We start from the raw sequence: 22054 nt of genomic DNA, 5'->3' as shown, positions 1-22054 counted from the left end.
TTACTTTTCCTCATAATACATGTATTAAATACGATGATTTAAGATGTTTTTTTAACAAATGCAAGATAAGAAATAAATTATAGTCAGTTTTTAATAAGATGGAATTATTTAGGAATTGGTCCTTTGTAAATTGATCTTGTTATTTTTTGAAGAGAGGTGTCTTTTTCATAAGTTCTTGCCAATTTGGCCATGAATTTTCTTTTTTACTAGTTCCCTTCCCTGCAATGTGAGACCAGAAACCATATGTGCTCGCTGGAGCAAAGTCTAAAAGATATTCCTCGAAAAATGAAGCTCCGACTAACCAATTAGTACTTACTTCTTGCATAAAGTATTGGGATACCATTTTCCTTTCTGCATAAGTTAGATTTCCTTTTACTTTTAGGTTCAAAATTGCATCATCAATGGCTTTTTCGCCTGTACTTCCTTTTTTCCATTTTTCTAGTTTTTCCTCATTAAGATTCAGGATACAGGTATCTTCAGGTTCTTTGCCGTTTAGTTTAAAAAAAATATTTGGATATTTTTTTAACATAAACCTGAAGTAATCCCTCCAGAGGAGCATGCTTAATAATCTTTCATATCTCTTTTTATTCTGAGAAAGCCCTGATTGCTGCATTTGATGATAAACAAAAATTGGAGACAGTGCTCCTGCTGCAATATAGGGTGAAATTATTGTGTAATTTTCCTTCCCAACATAATCAGGATTTAATAAAGCTTTTAATTTGATTAATCCTTCGGATTCGCCTCCCAATAATAGATCTGTTGACTGATTTTGCATTTCTTGGTTAGCAAATCCTAGATCAATTAAATTTGGTAAGGAGGTATTTTCCAAATGCGAAGGAGAGTTTATTTGTGTTGGTCTTTCTAATGCATCCCTTACTGAACTTTCTCGTTCAATCTTCTTTCTGAAAACATTATACATGTCTGGAATATCTTTGATGGGGAATGGAAGATCTTCTTTATGATATAATGTATGGCCTATAAAATGTTTTAAATTAATTTTGTATTCCCAAAGGGCCGCTTCAACCTGCTCAGAAATTCGAGTTTCTCTAGAGGCCACCTCACGGTGATGATATACTTCATCTACCGCATATTTAATACACAAAGCGGGGAGAATTTCCTCGGGATACCCCACAAATGTCATTAAATCACTATTAAGGCCCTGTAAATTATTTTTTAGTTCCTGAACTGATTCGAGAATAAACTGCGCTCGATTTATACCCGTATTCTTCTGGTCAAATTTATTTTGTTGGAAATATCTGGGATCGAAACAATAAACGGGTATAATAAAATCTGATTTAGTAATTGCCTCTACTAATATTTCATTATCATGCAATCGTAAATCATTACGAAACCAAATAAGAACTACTTTTTTACTCATGTTTTTTTATCCCTCGATATTGCGACAGGAACAAATATAACCTATTAAAGATGGTTCACAAGGCTTAGGGGGTTAATTTTTACATGTTCAAGACATAATGTTTTTTTTTACTATCGATTATTTATGTAATATTTTAAATTAACAGAAACATTCTATGTGAATCCAATGTTAAGATTGCATGATAGAAACGTTTACTAAGAAATTATAGTGATGGAAGTGTTGTTGTCCGGCCTCAATTCATATTTAGGGAAAAGAGCTGTTTGTAACTTAAATAAAGAGGATTTTAATGTACATGGTATTGTCAGAGATTTGGAATTTTTTAAGTCTAGAATTAACGAACAACCCACCTCAAGTATTGATAAAATTGATTTATTAAGGAAAGGTAAAGAATTTGATCATTTTGAAATTAAACCGGGGATAGATTTAGCTATATATATATCCTTAGTGCCGACTTTAGGAGAACTAATTAATCTAAATTTAGAGATTATAACTTTAGAGAATTTTATCATTCTTGCAAAACGGAACGGTTGTAATCGTATTGTCTATATTGCTCGGGTCCTGGATAAACCATATGTTCATCACATTCAAATAATTCTGGAAAATTCAGGTTTGGCGTATACATTGGTATTAAAAAATATGGCGATTGGAAAAGGCAGCGTTTTGGACAAGTATATGCATCAATTAATCAACGGAAAATTCTTAGCTTATAATAATAGATTCGCAAAAATCAAATTTAATCCAATTTCAGCTCTTGATTTATTGCGGTGGATTTACAATGTAGACTGGGATAATAATTTTAAAAATTGTCTCATTGAAATAGGCGGGCCAAAAACGATTACAATCCAAGAGATTTACAGAATGTATAAAAAAATATTGTATCCTGAGGCCTCTGTAAAAAGTTTTAAAATTCCAGGATTTATCATGCGTCTGTTTTTTGCGAGAATATATCATATTCAAAAAGAGGATCATTTTGAATTTATTAGATTATTGAAAAAGGAGTATCCAATTGACAATTCTACATGGAAAAAAAATATGTTATTTTCTTTTACTCCGCTAGAACAAACTATACGTCTTGATCAGTAGGATTAACTTTATTTATTGATGGGTTTAGATTACATTTGTATTCACTTCGCTAATTACTATGGGATACAAAAGTTTGCAAGAATGTGTGGTCGATCTAGAAAGAAACGGACATCTAATACGGATTAAAGAGGAGGTAGACCCTTATTTGGAAATGGCATCAATTCATATGCGTGTATATGATGTTCAAGGTCCAGCCTTGCTTTTTGAAAATATCAGAGGATCTAAATTTCCGGCTGTCTCTAATCTTTTTGGTACATTAGATCGCTCCAAGTTTATGTTTCGGGATACATTGGATCATGTGAAGAATTTGGTCGATGTGAAAATGAATCCAATGGCCGTTCTTAAAAAACCTTTTCACTATGCAGGCTCATCCATGGTGGCATTAGGTGCTTTACCATGGAGGAAAAAAATGGGTGCTCCAATCCTTTATGGTCAAACAAAGATTAGTGAATTACCGCAGATAGTAAATTGGCCGATGGATGGAGGTCCATTTGTAACCATGCCTCAGGTGTATACCGAAGACATTGCCAAACCTGGAATTTTAAATGCCAACTTAGGTATGTATCGAATACAGCTTGGAGGTAATGAATATAATCAAAATGAAGAAATCGGGCTACATTATCAATTACATAGAGGAATAGGGATTCACCAAGCTAAAGCCAATCAGTTAGGTAAACCATTAAAAGTTAGTGTTTTTGTCGGAGGACCTCCTTCTCATCCGCTCTCGGCCGTAATGCCGCTCCCTGAGGGACTATCGGAGATGTTGTTTGCTGGTGCACTTGGAAATAGAAGGTTTCGTTATTTTTACGATCAGGACGGGTTTTGTATTTCTGCCGATGCAGATTTTGTGATTACCGGAACGGTTTATCCAAATCAGAACAAACCAGAGGGTCCCTTTGGAGATCATATTGGTTATTATTCTTTGGTTCATCCTTTTCCTGTGATGAAAGTACACAAGGTATACCATCGCAAAAACCCTATATGGTCATTTACTGTTGTAGGCAGACCACCCCAAGAAGACACTAGTTTTGGTGCATTGATCCATGAAATTACAGGAAATGCAATTCCGCAACAAATTGGTGGATTGCATGCAGTGCATGCTGTTGATGCTGCAGGCGTTCACCCGTTATTATTCGCTATCGGTAGTGAACGATATACTCCTTACCAAACCGTTGATCGACCTCAGGAACTTTTAACCATTGCAAATCAAATACTTGGAACAAACCAACTTAGTTTAGCCAAATTTCTTTTTATTTCTGCTTATCAGGATAATCCAAAATTAGATATTCATAATGTTAAGGATTTCTTTACCCATATATTTGAGCGGGTGGATTTAAGTAGAGATTTACATTTCTTGACTAATACAACTATCGATACACTAGATTACTCCGGTGATGGGTTGAATACAGGCTCTAAAGTGACAATAGCTGCAACGGGAAATATTAAAAGAAAATTAATCACAGAACTTCCTCCTGATTTTGATTTGCCTAGACCGTTTAATCAGGCAAAGTTAGCCTTGCCTGGAATAATCGTATTGGAAGGAGAGTCCTTTACATCTTATCAACAAGCCTGTAAATCCATAAGTGAATGGGCCAATTCAGTTAAGGGGCTAAATTGGAATGGAATACAATGTCTTGTTTTAGCAGATGATGCAGGCTTTGTAGCGGAGAATTTGAATAATTTTGTTTGGGTAACGTTTACACGAAGTAATCCAGCGTTTGATATATATGGTATCGATAGTTTTAATTCTAATAAACATTGGGGTTGCCATGGCCCCTTAATTATTGATTCAAGAAGTAAACCACATCACGCTCCCGAATTAGTTAAGGATAAGAGGGTGGAAAATAAAATTGACCTATTAGGGGCAAAAGGAGGACCTCTTCACGGTATCATATAATGACCACAGGAATTCTGCATTTGATTATTTACATAAGATTATTTTTGTGGTCTAATCTTGGTTTTATATGAGCTGATTAGTCAATCAATTTATTTTATTTTCATTTTTTTGCAAAGCTTATAGAACCCTTGATTATCATAGCTTTGTCTAACGCACAGTATTAAAATTGATTTCTGAGCGTAAACTAATGGGTTTGAAATAGTGTACCTTCTTAATATATTCTTTTCAAATGGTTTCGCTCAAAAAGAATACCCTCCAATAACAATCCTTCAGTTTATAATTTATTAAGTGAAAGTGAGCTTAGTTTGATTTTTAATGCTTAGTCCTTTTTTGGGTGTTTGTTATCCTATGCATTTCACAAAAAGCCTGGTTCCTGTTTAAACTGTATATTTTAATAAAAAACATGTTTGTATATTAAATATTTAATAAAAATGGTTAATTGTTGCTATTATTATAATAAATTTAAACAAATGTTATGAAATTAGTTTTTTAATTCTTTAATTTGTGAACGAATTCGATAGAAACAGTATTTAATTATTAAAATTGAAATAATATGTGTGGAATTGTTGGTGCATTTGAAATTAAACAACCAGTAGAAGTGTTGAGACCGCAAGTGTTGGAAATGTCCAAAAGAATAAGACATCGTGGACCAGATTGGTCCGGGATATTTAGTTCGGAACGGGCAATTTTAGCTCATGAGCGTTTAGCAATTGTAGATCCTAAATCTGGAAGTCAGCCATTATATAGTCCCGATGGAAAAGTGGTTCTAGCCGTCAATGGAGAAATTTATAATCACCAAGAATTACGAAGTTCATTACCTAATTATAATTTTACGACCCAATCTGACTCTGAAGTGATTTTAGCATTATATTTAGAGAAAGGTCCAAGTTTTGTGGAAGAATTAAATGGAATATTTGGTTTTGCCCTTTATGACGGACGTGATGATTCATTTTTTATTGGAAGGGATCATATGGGTATCATTCCTTTATACTATGGAACTGATAATTTGGGACAAATTTTCGTGTCCTCTGAACTAAAATCGTTAGAAGGATACTGTTATAAAATTGAACAATTTCCTCCGGGACATTACCTATACAGTAAAATTAGTTTAACCCCAGAAAGATGGTATCACCGAGATTGGCAATCTTATGAACAGGTTCAAGAAAATGAAACCGATATTGCCAAATTACGTAAGGGATTAGAAGATGCAGTTTATCATCAATTAATGTCTGATGTCCCTTATGGTGTTTTATTATCCGGAGGGTTAGACTCATCTGTTATCGCAGCAATTACTAAAAAGTTTGCGGCTCGTAGAATTGAATCTCTTGATGAAGAAGAGGCTTGGTATCCTCAGCTTCATTCTTTTGCAGTAGGCTTAAAGGGTGCTCCTGACTTAATTGCTGCTCAGAAAGCAGCAGATCATATTGGAACTATTCATCATGAAGTTAATTTTACGATTCAAGAGGGGCTTGATGCGATACGAGACGTTATATATCATTTAGAAACTTATGACGTTACAACGATTCGCGCATCAACCCCAATGTATCTTTTAGCTCGAGTTATAAAATCAATGGGTATAAAGATGGTCCTTTCTGGTGAAGGATCAGATGAATTATTTGGTGGTTATTTGTATTTTCATAAAGCCCCAAATGCGAAGGAATTTCATGAGGAAACTGTTCGTAAGTTGAATAAGCTTTATTTGTACGATTGCCTTCGTGCAAATAAATCTTTAGCGGCTTGGGGCGTAGAAGGTAGGGTTCCTTTTCTGGATAAAGAGTTTATGGATATAGCCATGACAATTAATCCTTCCGACAAAATGATTAAAGATGGGAAAATGGAAAAATGGGTAGTACGTAAGGCATTTGAAGATTATTTGCCCGAAAGTATTGCTTGGAGACAAAAAGAACAATTTTCAGATGGTGTTGGTTATTCTTGGATTGATGAATTAAAAGACCAAGCGGAACAGAAGGTGACTGATGTCGAGTTTCTATCCAGAGAAAAAAGGTTTCCAATTAATCCACCCAAGAACAAGGAAGAATACTTGTACCGGAGTATTTTTGATTCGTATTTCCCTTCAGATGCTGCTGCTACTACTGTGCCTTCTGTGAAATCTGTCGCTTGTAGTACACCTGAGGCACTAGCTTGGGATGAATCATTCCAAAATACGAATGATCCTTCGGGGCGTGCAGTAGCATCCGTTCATAATGAAAGTTATCAAAAATCCCAGAAGGACATCTTAACGAAGTAAAAGATTTAAAAGATAGTAGGAGAGGTAGATTAAATCTACCTCTTTGAGTTTGTTACGATCTTACCTACGGTAATATCAAATTGGCTGTTATGTATAGACCCGTACTACTAAGATCTATTGAGTGATGTAGGCGACAAATTTTATAAACTAAACCTCATCAGCTCAGGTAAATGGAAGAAATAACAAGAATAAAACGTAATTACGTACTTTTCTTCCCTCTTAAATAACGTATGTTTAGCTCTGCGATATTTTAAGGCTTTGATACATTGATGACACACTTGAACTCATCCTTAGTGATTCTAATGCTGTTTCGCCTTATTCCTTTTTACCAACAGGTAACTTACCCAAAGAATACCCAACCAAAAAGGAATCAGTTCAACAGAAATTTTTAGTCCAGTAAACCACATCATCAGTAAAACGCCAAATAAGAATACTAAGCTTATATAGTTGGTAAAAGGATATAGAATAGTAGGGAACTTTGTTTTAATTCCTTGTCTGTCTTTTTCTTTTCGAAAAAATATATGAGTAAGAGTAATCATAATCCAATTAATAATTAAAGCTGAGACAACCAATGACATTAATATGTCTAAAGCTTGTTCTGGAATTAATTTATTAATAATCACAGTTATCGCCACAATCCCAGCAGAGACTAAAATAGCAGCAACAGGAGAATGATTTTTGTTTAATTTCTTTAAAAATTTAGGAGCGTTACCTTGTTCTGCTAAACCGTACAGCATTCGAGAATTACTGTAGACACAACTATTATATACGGACAAAGCTGCGGTTAATACGATGATATTAAGGCCATTTGCTATAATGGATGTGAAATACACGGTATTTCCAAATATTTCGAATTCAAATCCTTTTAAGCTAGCAAAAACCTCAACAAATGGACTCGTATCTGCCGTTATATACCTCCATGGCATCAGTGCAAATAACACAAAGAGAGCGCCTACATAAAACACTAATATCCGCCATAAGACTTGGTTAGTTGCCTTTGGAATATTCTTTTCTGGGTTTTCTGCTTCAGCAGCAGTTATTCCAACTAGTTCTAATCCTCCAAAGGAGAACATAATAATAACAATGGCTGCCAATAAACCCGAATATCCAATAGTTGAATCTCCTGTTAATAAGCCATGAGGAAAGAACCCTCCATCATTGTAAAGGTTAGCCACTGTTGCATTTTCTCCACCGCTTCCGGACCCTAAGAGATAAACACCAAATACGATCATAGCTATAATAGCAATTACTTTAATTATGGAGAACCAGAATTCTGTTTCACCATATACCTTAACAGAGGCAAGATTTATTGCATTTATTATTAGAAAAAAGAATAAGGAGGACGTCCATAAAGGAATTTCTGGCCACCAGAAATGCACATATTTTCCAATTGCAGTGAGTTCAGCCATACTGACCAATATGTATAGAATCCAGTAGTTCCAACCAGAAGAAAAACCTGCAAATGGTCCCCAATATTTATTGGCAAATGAGCTAAAGCTGCCTGATATTGGTTCTTCAACCACCATCTCACCTAATTGTCTCATGATAAAAAAAGCAATTAATCCAGCAATTGCATATCCTAAAATAACAGAAGGTCCAGCTAATATAGCAGCCTTACCTACACCTAAAAATAATCCAGTTCCAATCGCTCCTCCTAGTGCAATTAATTGAATATGTCTATTACTTAAGCCTCTTTTAAGTTCTTTTTCGTTTTTCTTTTGCACTTTAATAAGGTTAATTCTATAAAAATTATAATCAATCCAATGATGAGTCGAACATGTAATTGATTATAATTGTGATTTTAAGGCGAAAATAATATATAAGATTCTAGATTACATAAATTTTCTGCAGAAAGATACAATTTATATCTCAATGCTGAATTAGGTAGTTGAAATTAGAATATATCTCGGATGTTTCTATGTATTGCGGCAAAATTCAAAAGCTCCCTTTTTCCAGAAGGGAGCTTTTGAATAGTGTATAATAATATTTTAATTTTTCTGGGTAGTGGGTGTGTCACAACTGCTACACTTTGAACAGCCCCCTGAATTTTTCTTTTTAAAAAAGGGTTTAAAAATATTGTAGAGTGCAAATAAAAATAAACCAAAAATGATAATGTATTGAATGATTAATTCCATTATTTTAAAATTTGATATGCTATGAATGAGGCAATATAAGCTAAACCTGTCATAAAAACTGTTTGTGCTAATGTCCATTTCCAAGATCCAGTCTCTTTTCGTACAACGGCAATAGTCGCCATACATTGCATTGCAAAGGCGTAGAAGAGTAATAATGATATACCCGATGCAAAATTATAGGCAGGTTTTCCAGTATTCGCATTAATTTCGCCATGCATACGTGTCAATAGACCGTTTTTCTGACTTTGATCTTCTAAATCAACATCCTCTCCTAAACTATATACAACGGCCATGGTGCCAACAAATACTTCGCGAGCTGCAAAAGATGATATTAACCCTATTCCCATTTTCCAGTCGTAGCCTAAAGGACGTACAATAGGTTCTATTCCCATACCAATATAACCCAAAAACGAATGTTCAAGTTGATAGGAGGCAACCTCTCGGCTTAAATCTTCATTTTTTAAGTCACTGTTGTTCCTTTCCACAATTTCTTGGGCGTTGTAAAATTTACTATTGGGACCAAAATTACCTAAAACCCATAAAACAACTGAAATCATTAATATAATTTTACCTGCATCAAACAAAAATCCAGAAGCTTTATCCCAAACATTAGTGACTACATTCTTCCAATCTGGAGACTTATAAGTGGGTAATTCAAAAATTAAAAAAGATGATCTTACACTTTTTATTATTTTATTTAACAATAGGGCAGAACCTAAAGCTCCGAAAATTCCTAAAAGATACATAATGAATAAAGTGATACCTTGAAGATTAAATCCAAGAAAATTTTGCTCGGGAATTATAAGACCAATTATAACGATATAGATAGGTAATCTTGCTGAACAGGTCATAAAGGGTGTTACCAGCATAGTTAATAGCCGTTCCTTCGGATTTTCAATATTTCGAGCAGCCATAACTGCTGGAATAGCACAAGCAGCTCCAGACATTAATGGGATAACAGATTTACCATTTAATCCAAATGGTCTTAACCACCTGTCCATTAGAAACACAACACGGCTCATGTATCCCGATTCCTCCATTAAAGATAGGAATAAGAAAAGTATTACAATTTGTGGAACGAAAATGACAATTCCTCCAATCCCAGCAATAATCCCATTTATAAATAAAGACGCTAAAGGACCTTCAGGGATGACCCTACTGAGATAATCAGTTAAGGTTCCAAAAGTTCCATCGATCCAATCCATTAGAGGTCCAGACCAACTGAAAATAGCTTGGAAAATTAAAAATAATAAACCAAAGAATATTATATATCCTAAAATTGGATGAAGTAAAATTTTATCAATTTTTGAGGTCGCATTTAAAATATCATTTTGAGACTTACTGATTATCTTTTCTAATATTTTAGTCGTTTCATTATGTCTATTTACTGATTCATATTTTTGCATCTCGTTAACACGAAGATCGTATTTCTGTCTAATTTGCTCTAAGCTATGATTCAGATCATTTGAGAGATAATTTATTTTTTCTTGTGCAAGATATTGCCAGGTTAAATATTCAGTTTCTAATGGGAAAAGTTTTTTTGCTTCCTGCATAGCAGGCTGATAATCTTTACTGATTTCCAGAGAACCAAAGTAGGGCGGCGGTTGTAAATCAAGATCAGCTATTAGCTTATCTATACCCTTTCCTGTTCTTGCATTCGTTTGGTATATTTTCGTTTTAAGGTATGATTCAAGTTTGTTGAAGTCGATATGAATTCCTTTACTTTGAATTTCATCCATCATATTGATCACAAAAATTGCAGGAACTCCTAACTCTCTTGCCTGTTGATAAAGTATGACAGATCTTTTAATGTTTGCCGGTTCAGCAACAACTATAACTAAATCTGGATATAAGTCGCCGTTTTTTTCTGTGATTACTTTAAATACTATTTCCTCATCCAAAGAGTTTGGGAAAAGGGTGTATGTTCCCGGTAAATCAATAATATGATATGATTTGTTGTTTGCTTTTAAAGTTCCTTCTCTTTTTTCAACTGTAATTCCAGGATAATTACCTACTTTCTGGTTTAATTTTGTGAGTCTATTAAATAATGAGGTTTTACCTACATTAGGGTTTCCTAAAAGTACAATATTGGCTTTTTTCATTATAATGATTCTGTGATTATCAACTTGGCTTCTGATTTTCGAATGGCTACTAGGGCGTTGTTTTCTAGAATGTTAACACAAATAGGCCCATTCACGGGAGCTTTATGTTTGATTTCTATTAGGGAGCCCGGATAAAATCCTAATTCGAAAAATTTAGCCGGGATATCAAGGGATTTAAATGAATGGATTTTTACAACGTCGCCAATTTTTAATTTGTCTAGGCTAATATTTTGCTGCATTTGAATAAGTAGTTTAGCAGTTTTTTAAAAAAAATCAATAATGACAAATATATATAATTAAAATCTTTTAAATTGCACATTGAGTCACACTAATGTATTATTAAAATATGCCAAAAATTGAAGAACTAATTAAAGTTAGACAATTTGCAAGTCCATGGCATCGCGCTACAATAAATGTTATTTATACGAGTAACTGGTTGAATGTGATGTTGGAAAAAAGGGCTGGTTCAAAGCAAATTACACTGCAACAATTTAATGTTTTGCGAGTGCTACGAGGCCAATTTCCAAAAGCAGTTACGAACAACTTGCTAAAAGAGCGATTATTAACTAGGACCCCTGATATTAGCAGACTTGTTGACAGAATTGTGAATAAAGGGCTGGTTTCAAGAGAAAAGAACAAAGACGATAAACGCGCTGTTGATTTATTGATTACCGAAAGTGGACTGAAATTATTAGAAGAAATTGAAAACGATATGATGCTGGATGATATACTTCCGAATAATCTCTCTTCAGAGGAATGTATTCAACTCAGTGAATTATTAGATAAATTAAGAGGTCCAATGGACCGGTTAGATTGAATCAAATTAGTGTTTATGATTCTCATGATGTTCTTGATGTTTATGTTCTTGAGTTTGATCGGTCGTATGGCCATGATGGCTGTGCTCATGGTCGTGAAATAAAAAGTTGGCTAAAGAGACCAAAACCCCTAATACCACAGCCAACATTTTCTTTTTGTTAAAAGTGTGATGATCCGCTGACCCTGATTCAAATAATATGGTTGTTGAAATGTGTAAAAAGATACCGATTACTACAGCCATAATCTTATCAAAATATTTCGCTACATTTCCTATTTCACCTAAGCTAATCCCTTTACTTGTCAAAAAACCAAGTGGTGTCATAGCTGCAAAGATGGCAATAAATAATATTATACTCTGTTTTTTAATGTTCGTGTTGATTAATAAACTTCCTAATGCAAAAGCAGCGGGAATATGGTGAATTGCAATTCCAAAAACTAGTTCATTCCGATGTCCTGAGGCTAATGGGAATCCCTCTAAGAATGCATGGAGACATAGGCTAATCAATATGGCGATAGGAAATGCTTGGTGCTTATGTCCCTGTTGTCCGTGATGAATATGACCATGCTCTATCCCTTGAGAGAAGTGTTCTAACACCAATTGGAATAGAAAACCTCCCAGAATATAAAGACCAATAACTTCTCCGGATGTCTGATGACTTGAATATACCTCGGGTATAAGGTGCAGTACTGTAATAGCAAATAAATAGGCTCCGCTAAAGGATAAGATTAGTTTGAGTAGTTGTGTATTATCTCTTTTAATAAAAAATACACCAATACCACTACATAAAGCAGATATAAATAAAATTGAAATAATTAAGAAGCTACTCATGCAGGTTTGGTTGTTGAAGAAATAGGCAATTCAAAAAATTTTGGATAAAAACGTTTAAATAAATATCCGGTTCCCAAGCCAATGAGAATTCCTATTATTGCGCCCGAGAGAATATCTAAGGGATAATGGACTCCTACGTAAATTTGAGAGAATGATATCGATGCTGCCCAAAGGATAGATAACCACATTGCATGTTTCCATTTGCGACGAAATAAAACTATCCAGAAAAACGCCATAGCAAAATGGTTTGTTGCATGGGATGAAGTAAAACTAAATCCAGAGCCACATCGAGCTCTTAAGTTAACTTCGCTTTTGAAAACGACATCATTACACGGTCTAACTCGTTTGACAGATTTTTTTATCAATTGCGAGGAAGTAAAATCTGAAATTCCAAATGTTACTAGTGTACATGCTACAATCAGAATTCCTGTTTTACCGTAATGCTTTATGAAAAAAATGATCAGAAATAAATATAGAGGAGACCAAGTATATGGATTTCTTAATATTGGCAATAGCCAGTCAAAAACTAGATTGCTTAATCCTTGATTGATTAATAGAAAGAAGTCTTGATCTAATTGAATTATTTTTTCTAACATAGTTAATTAAATAGAAGGATAGGAATTTTTCCTTAATCAAATCTATAAAAAAAAAGCAATATCCATTCGTTAATTGCAAACGAAACATTGTTGCAACAAATATAGTGATTAGTTTGAAAAAAAGAATTAAAATCCATAATAATTATATAATTCCGTTAAATTTACAACCATTAAACAAATAATTTATGGCATTAATAAAATCAATTTCAGGAATTAGAGGTACCATTGGAGGTAGGCCAGGTGATAATTTAACACCTGTTGATATCGTGAAGTTTACTGCTGCATATGGTAAAATTATTACAGAAAATTCAAAAAACAAGAAAATAGTCGTAGGTCGCGATGCAAGAGTATCTGGTGAAATGGTTGCGAATTTAGTAATTGGGACTCTACAAAGCATAGGAGTTGATGTGATCGATTTGGGACTATCAACTACTCCCACAGTAGAAATAGCTGTTCCTTTGGAACAGGCTGCTGGCGGAATAATTCTTACCGCTTCACACAATCCAGGACAATGGAATGCTCTAAAGTTACTAAACGCAGAAGGAGAATTCATCGATGATGAAAAAGGGAAAGAAGTTCTAATCCTTGGAGAAAGTTTAAATTTTGATTTTGCTCAAGTTGAAAATTTAGGCAAAGTTACCAAGGACGATTCGTATCTGAAAAAACACATTGATGCTGTATTAGCTTTGGAATATGTGGATGTTGAAGCTATAAAGAAGGCTAATTTTAAAATAGCAGTAGACGCAGTGAACAGCACTGGTGGTTTCTTTATTCCAGAGTTATTAAAAGCTTTAGGAGTGGAAACTATTTTTAAAATTCACTGTGAACCAAATGGACTGTTCCCTCATAACCCTGAACCATTAAAAGAGCATCTTATCGATTTATCTAAAGCCGTAAAAGATAATAATGCCGATTTGGGTATTGCCGTCGACCCCGATGTAGATAGATTGGTTTTTATGATGGAAAATGGTGAACTTTTTGGTGAAGAATATACATTAGTTGCCGTTTCTGATTTTTTACTATCCCATAAAAAAGGTAATACCGTATCAAACCTTTCTTCCACTCGTGCCCTCCGTGATGTCACCGAAAAACATGGAGGTAAATATTTTGCTGCCGCAGTTGGTGAAGTAAACGTTGTCAGTAAAATGAAAGAAGTGAACGCAGTAATTGGAGGAGAAGGAAATGGGGGTGTTATTTATCCAGATTCTCATTATGGTCGTGATGCATTGGTAGGAGTGGCTTTGTTTTTAACCCATTTAGCCAACCTTGGTAAGAAATGTTCAGAATATCGAGCCGAATTACCGCAATATTATATGTCTAAAAATAAAATTACCCTAACTCCAGAATTAGATATAGATAATTTATTAGCAAAAATGCAGGAGAAGTATGCCTCGGAGAATCATTCTACTATAGATGGGTTAAAAATTGATTTCCCAAATGAATGGGTACATTTAAGAAAATCTAATACTGAACCCATTATCCGTATATATTCTGAAGGACCAAGTCCTGAAGCTGCAGAAGCAATTGCCAGTAAAATTATGAATGAAATTAACGAAATTGTGGGTTAATTAACAGCTAACGATCAATATTTAAATCCTTCAAACAATTTAAACTTTAATTGGCTGGAGGATTTTCCATTTGTCTGAAATGATCATTTAATTCTTCGAACTTAATTAAGGAAAACGATTTTAATAAACTATTATCCTCATGTATAGATTAATAATTTGAAGATCAGCACAACTACTTTAGTTCACAAGTATATTAATCTTATTTTGTAGTGTGTTTTTTAACAGTATTTCATCATGTACTGGAGTCGAAACTTGTGCTTGCTAAGATATTTGAAATTTGTTTTGCCGAATAAAAAATATATCTTATCTTTGCAATTCATTAAATATTAACATATATTAAATAACAATGTACGCAATAGTAAATATAGCAGGACAGCAATTTAAGGTTGCAAAAGACCAATTTCTTTATGTACACCGTTTACAAGGAGATGAGGGCGCTAGTATTGAATTTGACAATGTATTGTTAGCAGAAGACAGTGGTAAGTTTACTGTAGGTACTCCAAGTATCGCAGGTGCTAAAGTTTCAGCTACTATTTTGTCACATTTGAAAGGTGAAAAAATTATCGTTTTCAAGAAGAAACGTCGTAAAGGTTACAAGAAGAAAAACGGTCACCGTCAACACTTCACAAAAATCCAGATTACTGGTATCAGTTTATAATTGAATTTTTAATCTGACGCAAGTCATAAATTAAGATAAAGAAATGGCACACAAAAAAGGTGCGGGTAGTTCCAAGAACGGCCGTGAGTCACACAGCAAGAGGTTAGGTATCAAGATTTTTGGTGGTCAAAAAGCTATCCCTGGAAATATAATCGTTCGTCAACGTGGTACTCTTCATAATCCAGAAACTAATGTTGGAATAGGCAAAGATCATACTTTATATGCTTTAGTTGCTGGAACAGTAGTTTTTCGTAAAAAAGCAAACAATAAATCTTATGTTTCTGTAGTTCCTGCAGAAGAAAATAACTAAGGTTTAAAATATATTTTACACAGAAAAGCCTGCTTGATATATCAAGCAGGCTTTTCTGTGTAAATACACAAACTTTATTCGATAATTATTTTGATAAATGGTTTATTCTAACAGATTGTTTCGAATTAGCGAGGGGAAGATAATGAACCCATTAGTTGGGTTACAATGGTTTAATTGGATCTTCTCAATGTAAAGGAAGGAAGGCTTATTTTAATTCGTTTTTTCTTATTATGTTCTATATAAAATAGAGAGTATAAAACGAACGATCTTGATAGGGTATAAACGTTTAGAAATAGTTAATTGAAAAATGGAATAGTAGTTCTTATGCTAAGCATGCTTGAGTTGTAGCCAAATAATCGATTCCAAAAAAATATTGAAGGGAGATAAAAAGGGTAATTATGAAATAGTTACCCTTTTTAGAAGTCATTATAGTGGAGAATACCGGATTCGAACCGGTGACCTCTTGCCTGCCAGGCAAGCGCTCTAGCCAACTGAGCTAATCCCCCTTATCGCAGGCAAATATAGGGAATTGTTTTCTCATTTTTTCTTCAGAGCTAAATTATATTTTGTTCCATCGATTAGAGAAACATCTAACATAAATTTACTAAAATCTTCATAACTTTCAGCTGGAAATTCTCCTTCACGGATTTGGAGTTTTCTAAAACAAAGCATTTTTCCGTCTTGAATTTTTACAGTAAACTCATAACTTCCCATTGGCACATCTAATTTTTTATTTATCGGGATAATTAAAGGAGAAACATTGTTTGGAAGTTCAATTTCTGTAATATCTACATCAGTGAATCCTCGATTAATTTTAACCTTATTTACTCGGTTTCGAATATCGGGAATAGTAGAGGATTGATTGAACGTGTTTGGGAAAACAGTGATATTATCGTTGTTTTTGATCCCATAATTCTCAATGTTTAATGACAATTTTTCTACTAATGAAAGAGTATCTGTATCCTTGATTTTATAACTGATGGTATTAAAAGAAATTCTATTTATATCATATAATTTTCTTAGAGCTTTCTTTTGTTCATCGATATTTCGTTTTACATTGCCAAAATGAGACTCAAACTGAGTTCCTTTAAATTCGGTGACTATATCTCCGCTTATATTTCCATTTTCATCCATTTTAAGATTGGAATGACGTAACTGAAGGTTGTCTGTATACTTGTAGGCTGTGGTCCGCATAATCTTCCCACCTTCCTCTGTGCAAGCTAAAACCAACCTATCGTCTGTGAAATCCCCAATATAACCAAATGGAATATTTTGGTTTGTACACTCTAACCAGGTAGTATCATTTTCAAAGGGCAGACACAATATAACGTGATTGCCATCGATTAGATTTGCGAAATCTGGATCAATATCTGTTTTATAGTTTCCAGCCTCAACATGGCAATAGTATGATGGAATATCTATTACATCTAACATGGCTTTCATATAATTCACCAATGCCTTACAATCCCCGTATCCTAAACGATCCACCTCTGAGGCAGAAAATGGTTCAAAACCACCGATTCCAATTTGTACGCTGATGTATCGAGTTTTTTGTTGAAGGTATTCATAAAGTACCTTTGCTTTTTCTTTTTTAGAAGATAAATCCTTGGTCAAGGAAATGATTTTTGCCACAGTCTCTTCTGGAAGCTCTCTCTTATTCATTAAGAGATTATTATTCATCCATAGACCAAATGAATTCCAATCAGTTATTTTGCCTTTGTGTTTAAAGTATTCAAATTCTTCAGGAACAACTTCGATGGAAATTCCAGTAGTCAATAAACTTGGACTGTATGGCTCAATACGGCTAGCCATTAAATTTTCTATTGACCATGAATAAGTCTTGTTTTTTTCGTCGGCTTGAATTTCCGGCTTCCCTTTGAAATTTTTGCTATTAATTCTTAGCTGAACTTCTGGTGAGGTTATAACCCGATATGTGCTCTTTTCAACAGAAATATCCCGTCTTAAATTTGGCCTCCAAATTGGAAGAACGAGACTTTGAGTGTGTCGAATTTCATAAGAAAAAGAAATAGTATACGGATAACTTTGTATGCTAGCGTCAAAATTTTTAATTCTATAGTCATCAAATAAATTCGTTTCACTATTTGCACTATAGTCTTTAAAATTTTTTAAATTAAATTTTTTGATTACTGTTCCTTCTTCATCGAGAATTTCTCCTTTAATCTCTTTGATTTGATTTGATTTGTTATAGTAGAACAATAAGTCAGCATAATCGGATCCTGATTTATTGTGTATCGTAATAACTTTTTTCCCTGTTTCGATTAATTGGTTAGCAGATTTCAATTCAAGTTGAATGTCCTGTTGCCGTATGGTTGCTACCGCACGACTAAGAAGTTCTTTCGGAATCTCTGAAACCTGGAACTGGGCCAAAGCATTTGGACAAAATGAAAGTAATGAAATGCAGAAAAAGATAATCTGTTTAATCATATCTGTTTAAATTGAAAGTCGGTTTTTTGTTGTTGGATAATCATTGAGAAGAATTCCTTTAAATGAAAATACTCCTCTGGAGAATACAATGCCTTATTTAAATAAGTCTCCACTTTTAGCATAAGGATATTGTTTTCAAATAAGGATCTATAACTAAATTTTGCAGATCCCTCTGGTAAAGTTAATGCGATGTTTTTAGGTGAATCTGATATTTTAAATCCTTCTGGTAATTTGATGTTGATATTATAAATTTCAGTTTGTGGAGAACCTAAATCAACATGATAGTTACGTTCTTGCAATGAAAAAGGATTTTTAGTTGTTCTTTCAAATAATATCGGGTTTAATAAAATTCTGCTTTTATTAAAATTATCTCTCAAATCCATTTCAAATTCTAATTTTTCAATTAAATCAAACCCTAGGTTGTTCAGGTTCTCTGCCTCACTTTTTAATAGTTTTAATGACGTTACTTTTTCGATTCTGTTTTCCTCATATTCTTCAAAGGAAGGGTATTCCTCAATTTCTGTTCTTTTTGAAAGGGCTTTCAATCCACTATATTCAATTTTTATCGTGCCTTTAAGGATTCCAGAGGAATCTAATTGGGCGAATATGTGATAGGTGTTATTAGCATGATTTTTATTTAAAAGCTTAATCCAATCTGATTTTTCCTTGGAATAAATTACCCTGCCTCTGTCATTTATTGATTGAATCGATAATTCACCAAAAGGCAGTAATTTATGTGATGCATCTAATAAAAACTCCTGGCTGTCAATTTTTGCCAAGCAAATAACAGAATTAAATTCAGAAATTACTGGGTATAAGAAACTTGGGATACCATTTTCTCGAGTTGAAATAATAACCGGATAGGCTTCAATATCTGCAGCCGACAAGGCTGCTATCAATCCAAGATTTATATCAGCCACATTTCCTTTTTTTGATTCTAGTGCTTTTTTGATCCCATTCTGAGAATATTTGCCTAAATAATTATTCCATTTAATATTATTTTGCACATATTCATAAATTGCTTTGGCTTGATCGAGCTTAGATTCGGATTTACCAATCATTGCTGGCAAAAGATCTTTAAAGATTCCTTTATTTCTATATTGCCCTCCGAAGGATTTATCGTGGTAGAGCTCAGTATCAATGTCTTTCCAACTTTTTGTGTAATTTTTTCGAACTCCTGTAGGATCGAAAAATGTTTTTAATTCAAAGTTTATAGAAGAGATGTAATTTATTGGAGCAAGCATGTATGCTTCCTCTTTGAAGGCTGGAACATTTCGCATGATGTAAGAAAGTTTCGAGCAATCGTTTCTAACTCCATTGAATAAAAAATGTTGATGTAATACGGATGATTTTTGATCACTTAAACGATAAAAGCCCTTTAAATTAACATTATAATCAAATATTGCAGGAATTATCGCTACATATTCGCTGTAAATTTTAGGGATGTTAGATTGAAAATACCAGGTATGATAATTAAATACATTTGTCGTAAATAAAGTATAACTATATTCTATAATGGAGTTGTCCTTGATATTGGGTAATGTAAATTTGGTAAGATTTCGATATTCTGAAACTTTTTCATTAAATATGGCAGACCTATCTAACTCATCAACTACTAATTTACCGTTTTCATAGTTGTAGGTTCGCCCCTTAAGATCTCTAATATTGTCAAAATCTGCACCTCTTTTAAATAAAGGTATAGATATATTAGCCTCATCACTACCTTCTTTATCGAGAATCTTTATCCTTACATGCATCCTATGAACGACTTTCAAGTTTCGGTCATTTTCCGAATGTTCTAATTCAGTTCGGCCATGTTCATAAAGGACTATTGCATGGGCAGAGGAATCAAGTTTTTTATGATCTGCAGCAAATAAGGCCAAATCTAATTCTGGTAATGGGTTTTCTTGGGAAAATCCAATTTGGCCTGCAAAAAGCATGCAGAGCCCAATAATTATAGGTTTCATTAATTTCAGTTAATAATTTCATCAAAGATAAGAAATTTACATTTGATTAAATGTAAAGTTTTGATCTTGTAATTGGTTTGTTATTAAAAATTCTTAAAAATAATTAATTTAAGCTTCTAATAATTGTTTTTCATATAATGAAGCATATTCCCCGTTCAATTGCATTAAAACATGATGTGTTCCTTCCTCCACAATTCTACCCTCATCCAGCACAATAATGTGATTTGCATTTTTTATTGTTGAAATTCGATGCGAAATTATAATTGAGGTTTTGCCTTTCATTATTTTACCTAAATTATGTAAGATTTCTTCTTCAGTTTTTGTATCGACAGCGGATAAACAGTCATCGAATATTAGGATTTTTGGGTCTTTAATTAGTGCCCGAGCAATCGAGACTCTTTGTTTTTGTCCTCCTGATAATGTAATTCCTCTTTCCCCGATGTGTGTCTCGAATCCTTCATCAAAATGCATGATATTATCGTAAACAGCCGCGTCTTTGGCTGCCTTTTCAACTTTTTGTGTATCTACTTGATCCAAACCAAATGCGATATTACGTGCTAAAGTATCTGAGAACAAAAATACCTGTTGGGGTACAAAACCAATTTGATTCCTTAAGGATTGTGTATCTAGTTCTTGGATGTTATGTTGGTCATACTGTATGGATCCGTGGTCTGCATCGTACATTCGTAGTAATAGGTTGGCAAGAGTTGATTTTCCGGAGCCTGTTTTCCCAATTATAGCTAGCGTATTTCCTGCTGGAATGTGAAAACTAATATTGTCAATTGCTGTAATTCCAGTTTCGGGATAAGTAAATGAAAGGTTATTTACTTTAATATTTCCTCTCATAGTTTGTTTCACAAGCCCATCTTTAATTTCCGATTTAGTATTCAAGAATTCATTGATTCGCTTCTGTGATGCCGAAGCGCGTTGGATTAAAGAGGTTACCCAGGCTAATGACATTGCAGGGAAGGTTAGTTGATTAACATATATGATAAATTCTGCAATATTTCCTGCCGTCAGATTTCCGTCATTTACTTCTAATCCACCAACGTATACAGTGATTATTGTACTAAAACCAACTAAAAAAATAATTAAAGGAAAGAAAACTGCCTGAACTTTTACCAAATTTAAGTTAATATTTCGGTATCGATCACTTTCAATTTTAAAGAGATCCATTTTATTCTGTTCTCGATTATAGGTTTTAATCACTCTGATACCTGAGAACGTTTCCTGAACAAATGATGATAAATGAGACAGTTGGCGCTGAATGCGCTCACTTCTGCGGTTAATTATTTTATTGACAAATAATATAAGAATTGATATGATTGGAATTGGTAGTAGTGAATAGGTCGCCAATGTTGCATTAACACTATACATGGCATAAATTATCATGACAGATAACACAATGGTGTTAATAGCATACATAATTGCAGGGCCGAGATAGTTTCTTACTTGATTTACATCCTCAGTAGCACGATTCATTAGATCCCCAGTATTATTTTTACGATAAAAAGCGAAATCTAATTCCTGATAATGTTGATAAATTTCGTTTTTAATATCGTATTCAATATGTCTTGAGGTAAGAATTAAAGTTTGTCGCATCATGAACAAAAATATTCCCCGAAGTAAAGCTAAGATTAAAACAACTACCCCAAAAAACAAAAGGCTACTGCTGAAAAGATCATAAATAATTGATTGCCTGTCAAACCCGTCGTACAATCTAAATAAATCTATGTTTTCCTTCACTAAGTTGAAAGCCTCACGTATAACTTGTGCAGGTAAAATTCCAAAGTAATTTGAAATAATCACAAATATTACCCCTGGTATTAACCGCCAACGATATTTATAGAAAAATTTATTGAGATAAGACAGTTCTTTCATCTAAACAAAAGTAAGTTATAATTTTAAATATATAGCTGAATAATTCACGCTAAATGTCAATTTAGGGTAGTAAATTTATTATTTCACTCCATTACACAATAGAACTAAATAATTTGTTAATTTTGTAGCTGTTATTTTTGT

General features: G+C 33.6%; 17 protein-coding genes and 1 tRNA gene. 7 read left to right on the top strand and 11 right to left on the bottom strand.

All coding sequences use genetic code 11. The annotated features are described in order from the left end of the window. Window positions 1–139 precede the first annotated feature (139 nt). Entirely contained in the window at window positions 140–1378 is a 1239-nt protein-coding gene (locus AC6CHH_RS08780; protein WP_498281886.1) for a deoxyribodipyrimidine photo-lyase, read from the bottom strand. 210 nt (window positions 1379–1588) lie between these two features. Between AC6CHH_RS08780 and AC6CHH_RS08775 the strand changes: the two genes are divergently transcribed. From AC6CHH_RS08775 to asnB, 3 genes are all read left to right on the top strand, one after another. Beyond that, window positions 1589–2461, top strand: a complete 873-nt coding sequence (locus AC6CHH_RS08775; protein WP_498281884.1) for an SDR family oxidoreductase — start codon at window positions 1589–1591, stop codon at window positions 2459–2461. Window positions 2462–2519: 58 nt separating this feature from the next. Next, on the top strand, window positions 2520–4358 hold the full coding sequence (locus tag AC6CHH_RS08770) for a UbiD family decarboxylase (RefSeq protein ID WP_498281882.1): 1839 nt from the start codon (window positions 2520–2522) through the stop codon (window positions 4356–4358). Window positions 4359–4911: 553 nt separating this feature from the next. After that, window positions 4912–6606, top strand: a complete 1695-nt coding sequence (gene asnB, locus AC6CHH_RS08765; RefSeq protein WP_498281880.1) for an asparagine synthase B — start codon at window positions 4912–4914, stop codon at window positions 6604–6606. 299 nt (window positions 6607–6905) lie between these two features. Here asnB and AC6CHH_RS08760 read toward each other — a convergent pair whose 3' ends face one another. The 4 genes from AC6CHH_RS08760 to AC6CHH_RS08745 form a co-directional block, all read right to left on the bottom strand. Continuing rightward, a complete protein-coding gene (locus tag AC6CHH_RS08760) occupies window positions 6906–8330 on the bottom strand; it encodes an amino acid permease (RefSeq protein ID WP_498281878.1) in 1425 nt (474 codons plus the stop codon). Window positions 8331–8594: 264 nt separating this feature from the next. Then, a complete protein-coding gene (locus AC6CHH_RS08755) occupies window positions 8595–8741 on the bottom strand; it encodes a FeoB-associated Cys-rich membrane protein (RefSeq protein ID WP_498281876.1) in 147 nt (48 codons plus the stop codon). Beyond that, complete coding sequence (feoB, locus tag AC6CHH_RS08750; RefSeq protein ID WP_498281874.1) at window positions 8741–10843, bottom strand: ferrous iron transport protein B; 2103 nt, start codon at window positions 10841–10843, stop codon at window positions 8741–8743. The genes AC6CHH_RS08755 and feoB overlap by 1 nt, the downstream gene beginning before the upstream one ends. Beyond that, window positions 10843–11082 carry a FeoA family protein gene (locus AC6CHH_RS08745; protein ID WP_498281872.1) on the bottom strand — a complete coding sequence of 80 codons (240 nt, stop codon included), beginning with the start codon at window positions 11080–11082 and terminating at the stop codon, window positions 10843–10845. The genes feoB and AC6CHH_RS08745 overlap by 1 nt, the downstream gene beginning before the upstream one ends. 107 nt (window positions 11083–11189) lie before the next feature. Here AC6CHH_RS08745 and AC6CHH_RS08740 point away from each other — a divergent pair, with 107 nt between their 5' ends. Beyond that, window positions 11190–11660, top strand: coding sequence for a MarR family winged helix-turn-helix transcriptional regulator (locus tag AC6CHH_RS08740; protein WP_498281870.1), 471 nt, complete (start codon window positions 11190–11192; stop codon window positions 11658–11660). Window positions 11661–11666: 6 nt separating this feature from the next. Here AC6CHH_RS08740 and AC6CHH_RS08735 read toward each other — a convergent pair whose 3' ends face one another. Then, window positions 11667–12488 carry a ZIP family metal transporter gene (locus AC6CHH_RS08735; protein ID WP_498281868.1) on the bottom strand — a complete coding sequence of 274 codons (822 nt, stop codon included), beginning with the start codon at window positions 12486–12488 and terminating at the stop codon, window positions 11667–11669. Then, entirely contained in the window at window positions 12485–13084 is a 600-nt protein-coding gene (locus tag AC6CHH_RS08730; protein WP_498281866.1) for a phosphatase PAP2 family protein, read from the bottom strand. The genes AC6CHH_RS08735 and AC6CHH_RS08730 overlap by 4 nt, the downstream gene beginning before the upstream one ends. Window positions 13085–13269: 185 nt before the next feature. Between AC6CHH_RS08730 and glmM the strand changes: the two genes are divergently transcribed. The 3 genes from glmM to rpmA all read left to right on the top strand — a co-directional run bounded on the left by glmM (window position 13270) and on the right by rpmA (window position 15620). Next, window positions 13270–14652, top strand: a complete 1383-nt coding sequence (gene glmM / locus AC6CHH_RS08725) for a phosphoglucosamine mutase (RefSeq protein ID WP_498281864.1) — start codon at window positions 13270–13272, stop codon at window positions 14650–14652. A 346-nt stretch (window positions 14653–14998) separates the two neighbouring features. Then, window positions 14999–15310: a 50S ribosomal protein L21 gene (rplU, locus tag AC6CHH_RS08720; protein WP_498281862.1), complete on the top strand. Its 312-nt coding sequence runs from the start codon at window positions 14999–15001 to the stop codon at window positions 15308–15310. 43 nt (window positions 15311–15353) lie between these two features. Beyond that, window positions 15354–15620, top strand: a complete 267-nt coding sequence (gene rpmA, locus AC6CHH_RS08715) for a 50S ribosomal protein L27 (protein WP_498281860.1) — start codon at window positions 15354–15356, stop codon at window positions 15618–15620. 432 nt (window positions 15621–16052) lie between these two features. Here rpmA and AC6CHH_RS08710 read toward each other — a convergent pair. From AC6CHH_RS08710 to AC6CHH_RS08695, 4 genes are all read right to left on the bottom strand, one after another. Continuing rightward, a tRNA-Ala gene (locus AC6CHH_RS08710) sits at window positions 16053–16126 on the bottom strand. A gap of 31 nt (window positions 16127–16157) precedes the next feature. After that, window positions 16158–18065 (bottom strand): DUF3857 domain-containing protein, encoded by a 1908-nt coding sequence (locus AC6CHH_RS08705; RefSeq protein WP_498281858.1) that lies wholly within the window; start codon window positions 18063–18065, stop codon window positions 16158–16160. Beyond that, window positions 18062–20032 carry a DUF3858 domain-containing protein gene (locus tag AC6CHH_RS08700; RefSeq protein WP_498281856.1) on the bottom strand — a complete coding sequence of 657 codons (1971 nt, stop codon included), beginning with the start codon at window positions 20030–20032 and terminating at the stop codon, window positions 18062–18064. The genes AC6CHH_RS08705 and AC6CHH_RS08700 overlap by 4 nt, the downstream gene beginning before the upstream one ends. A 108-nt stretch (window positions 20033–20140) precedes the next feature. After that, complete coding sequence (locus tag AC6CHH_RS08695) at window positions 20141–21913, bottom strand: ABC transporter ATP-binding protein (RefSeq protein WP_498281854.1); 1773 nt, start codon at window positions 21911–21913, stop codon at window positions 20141–20143. Window positions 21914–22054: the final 141 nt, after the last annotated feature.

Source organism: Sphingobacterium sp. GQ94 (assembly GCF_059758715.1).
Note: the sequence above shows the minus strand (reverse complement) of the source record. Positions and strands in the feature narration are given on the sequence as shown.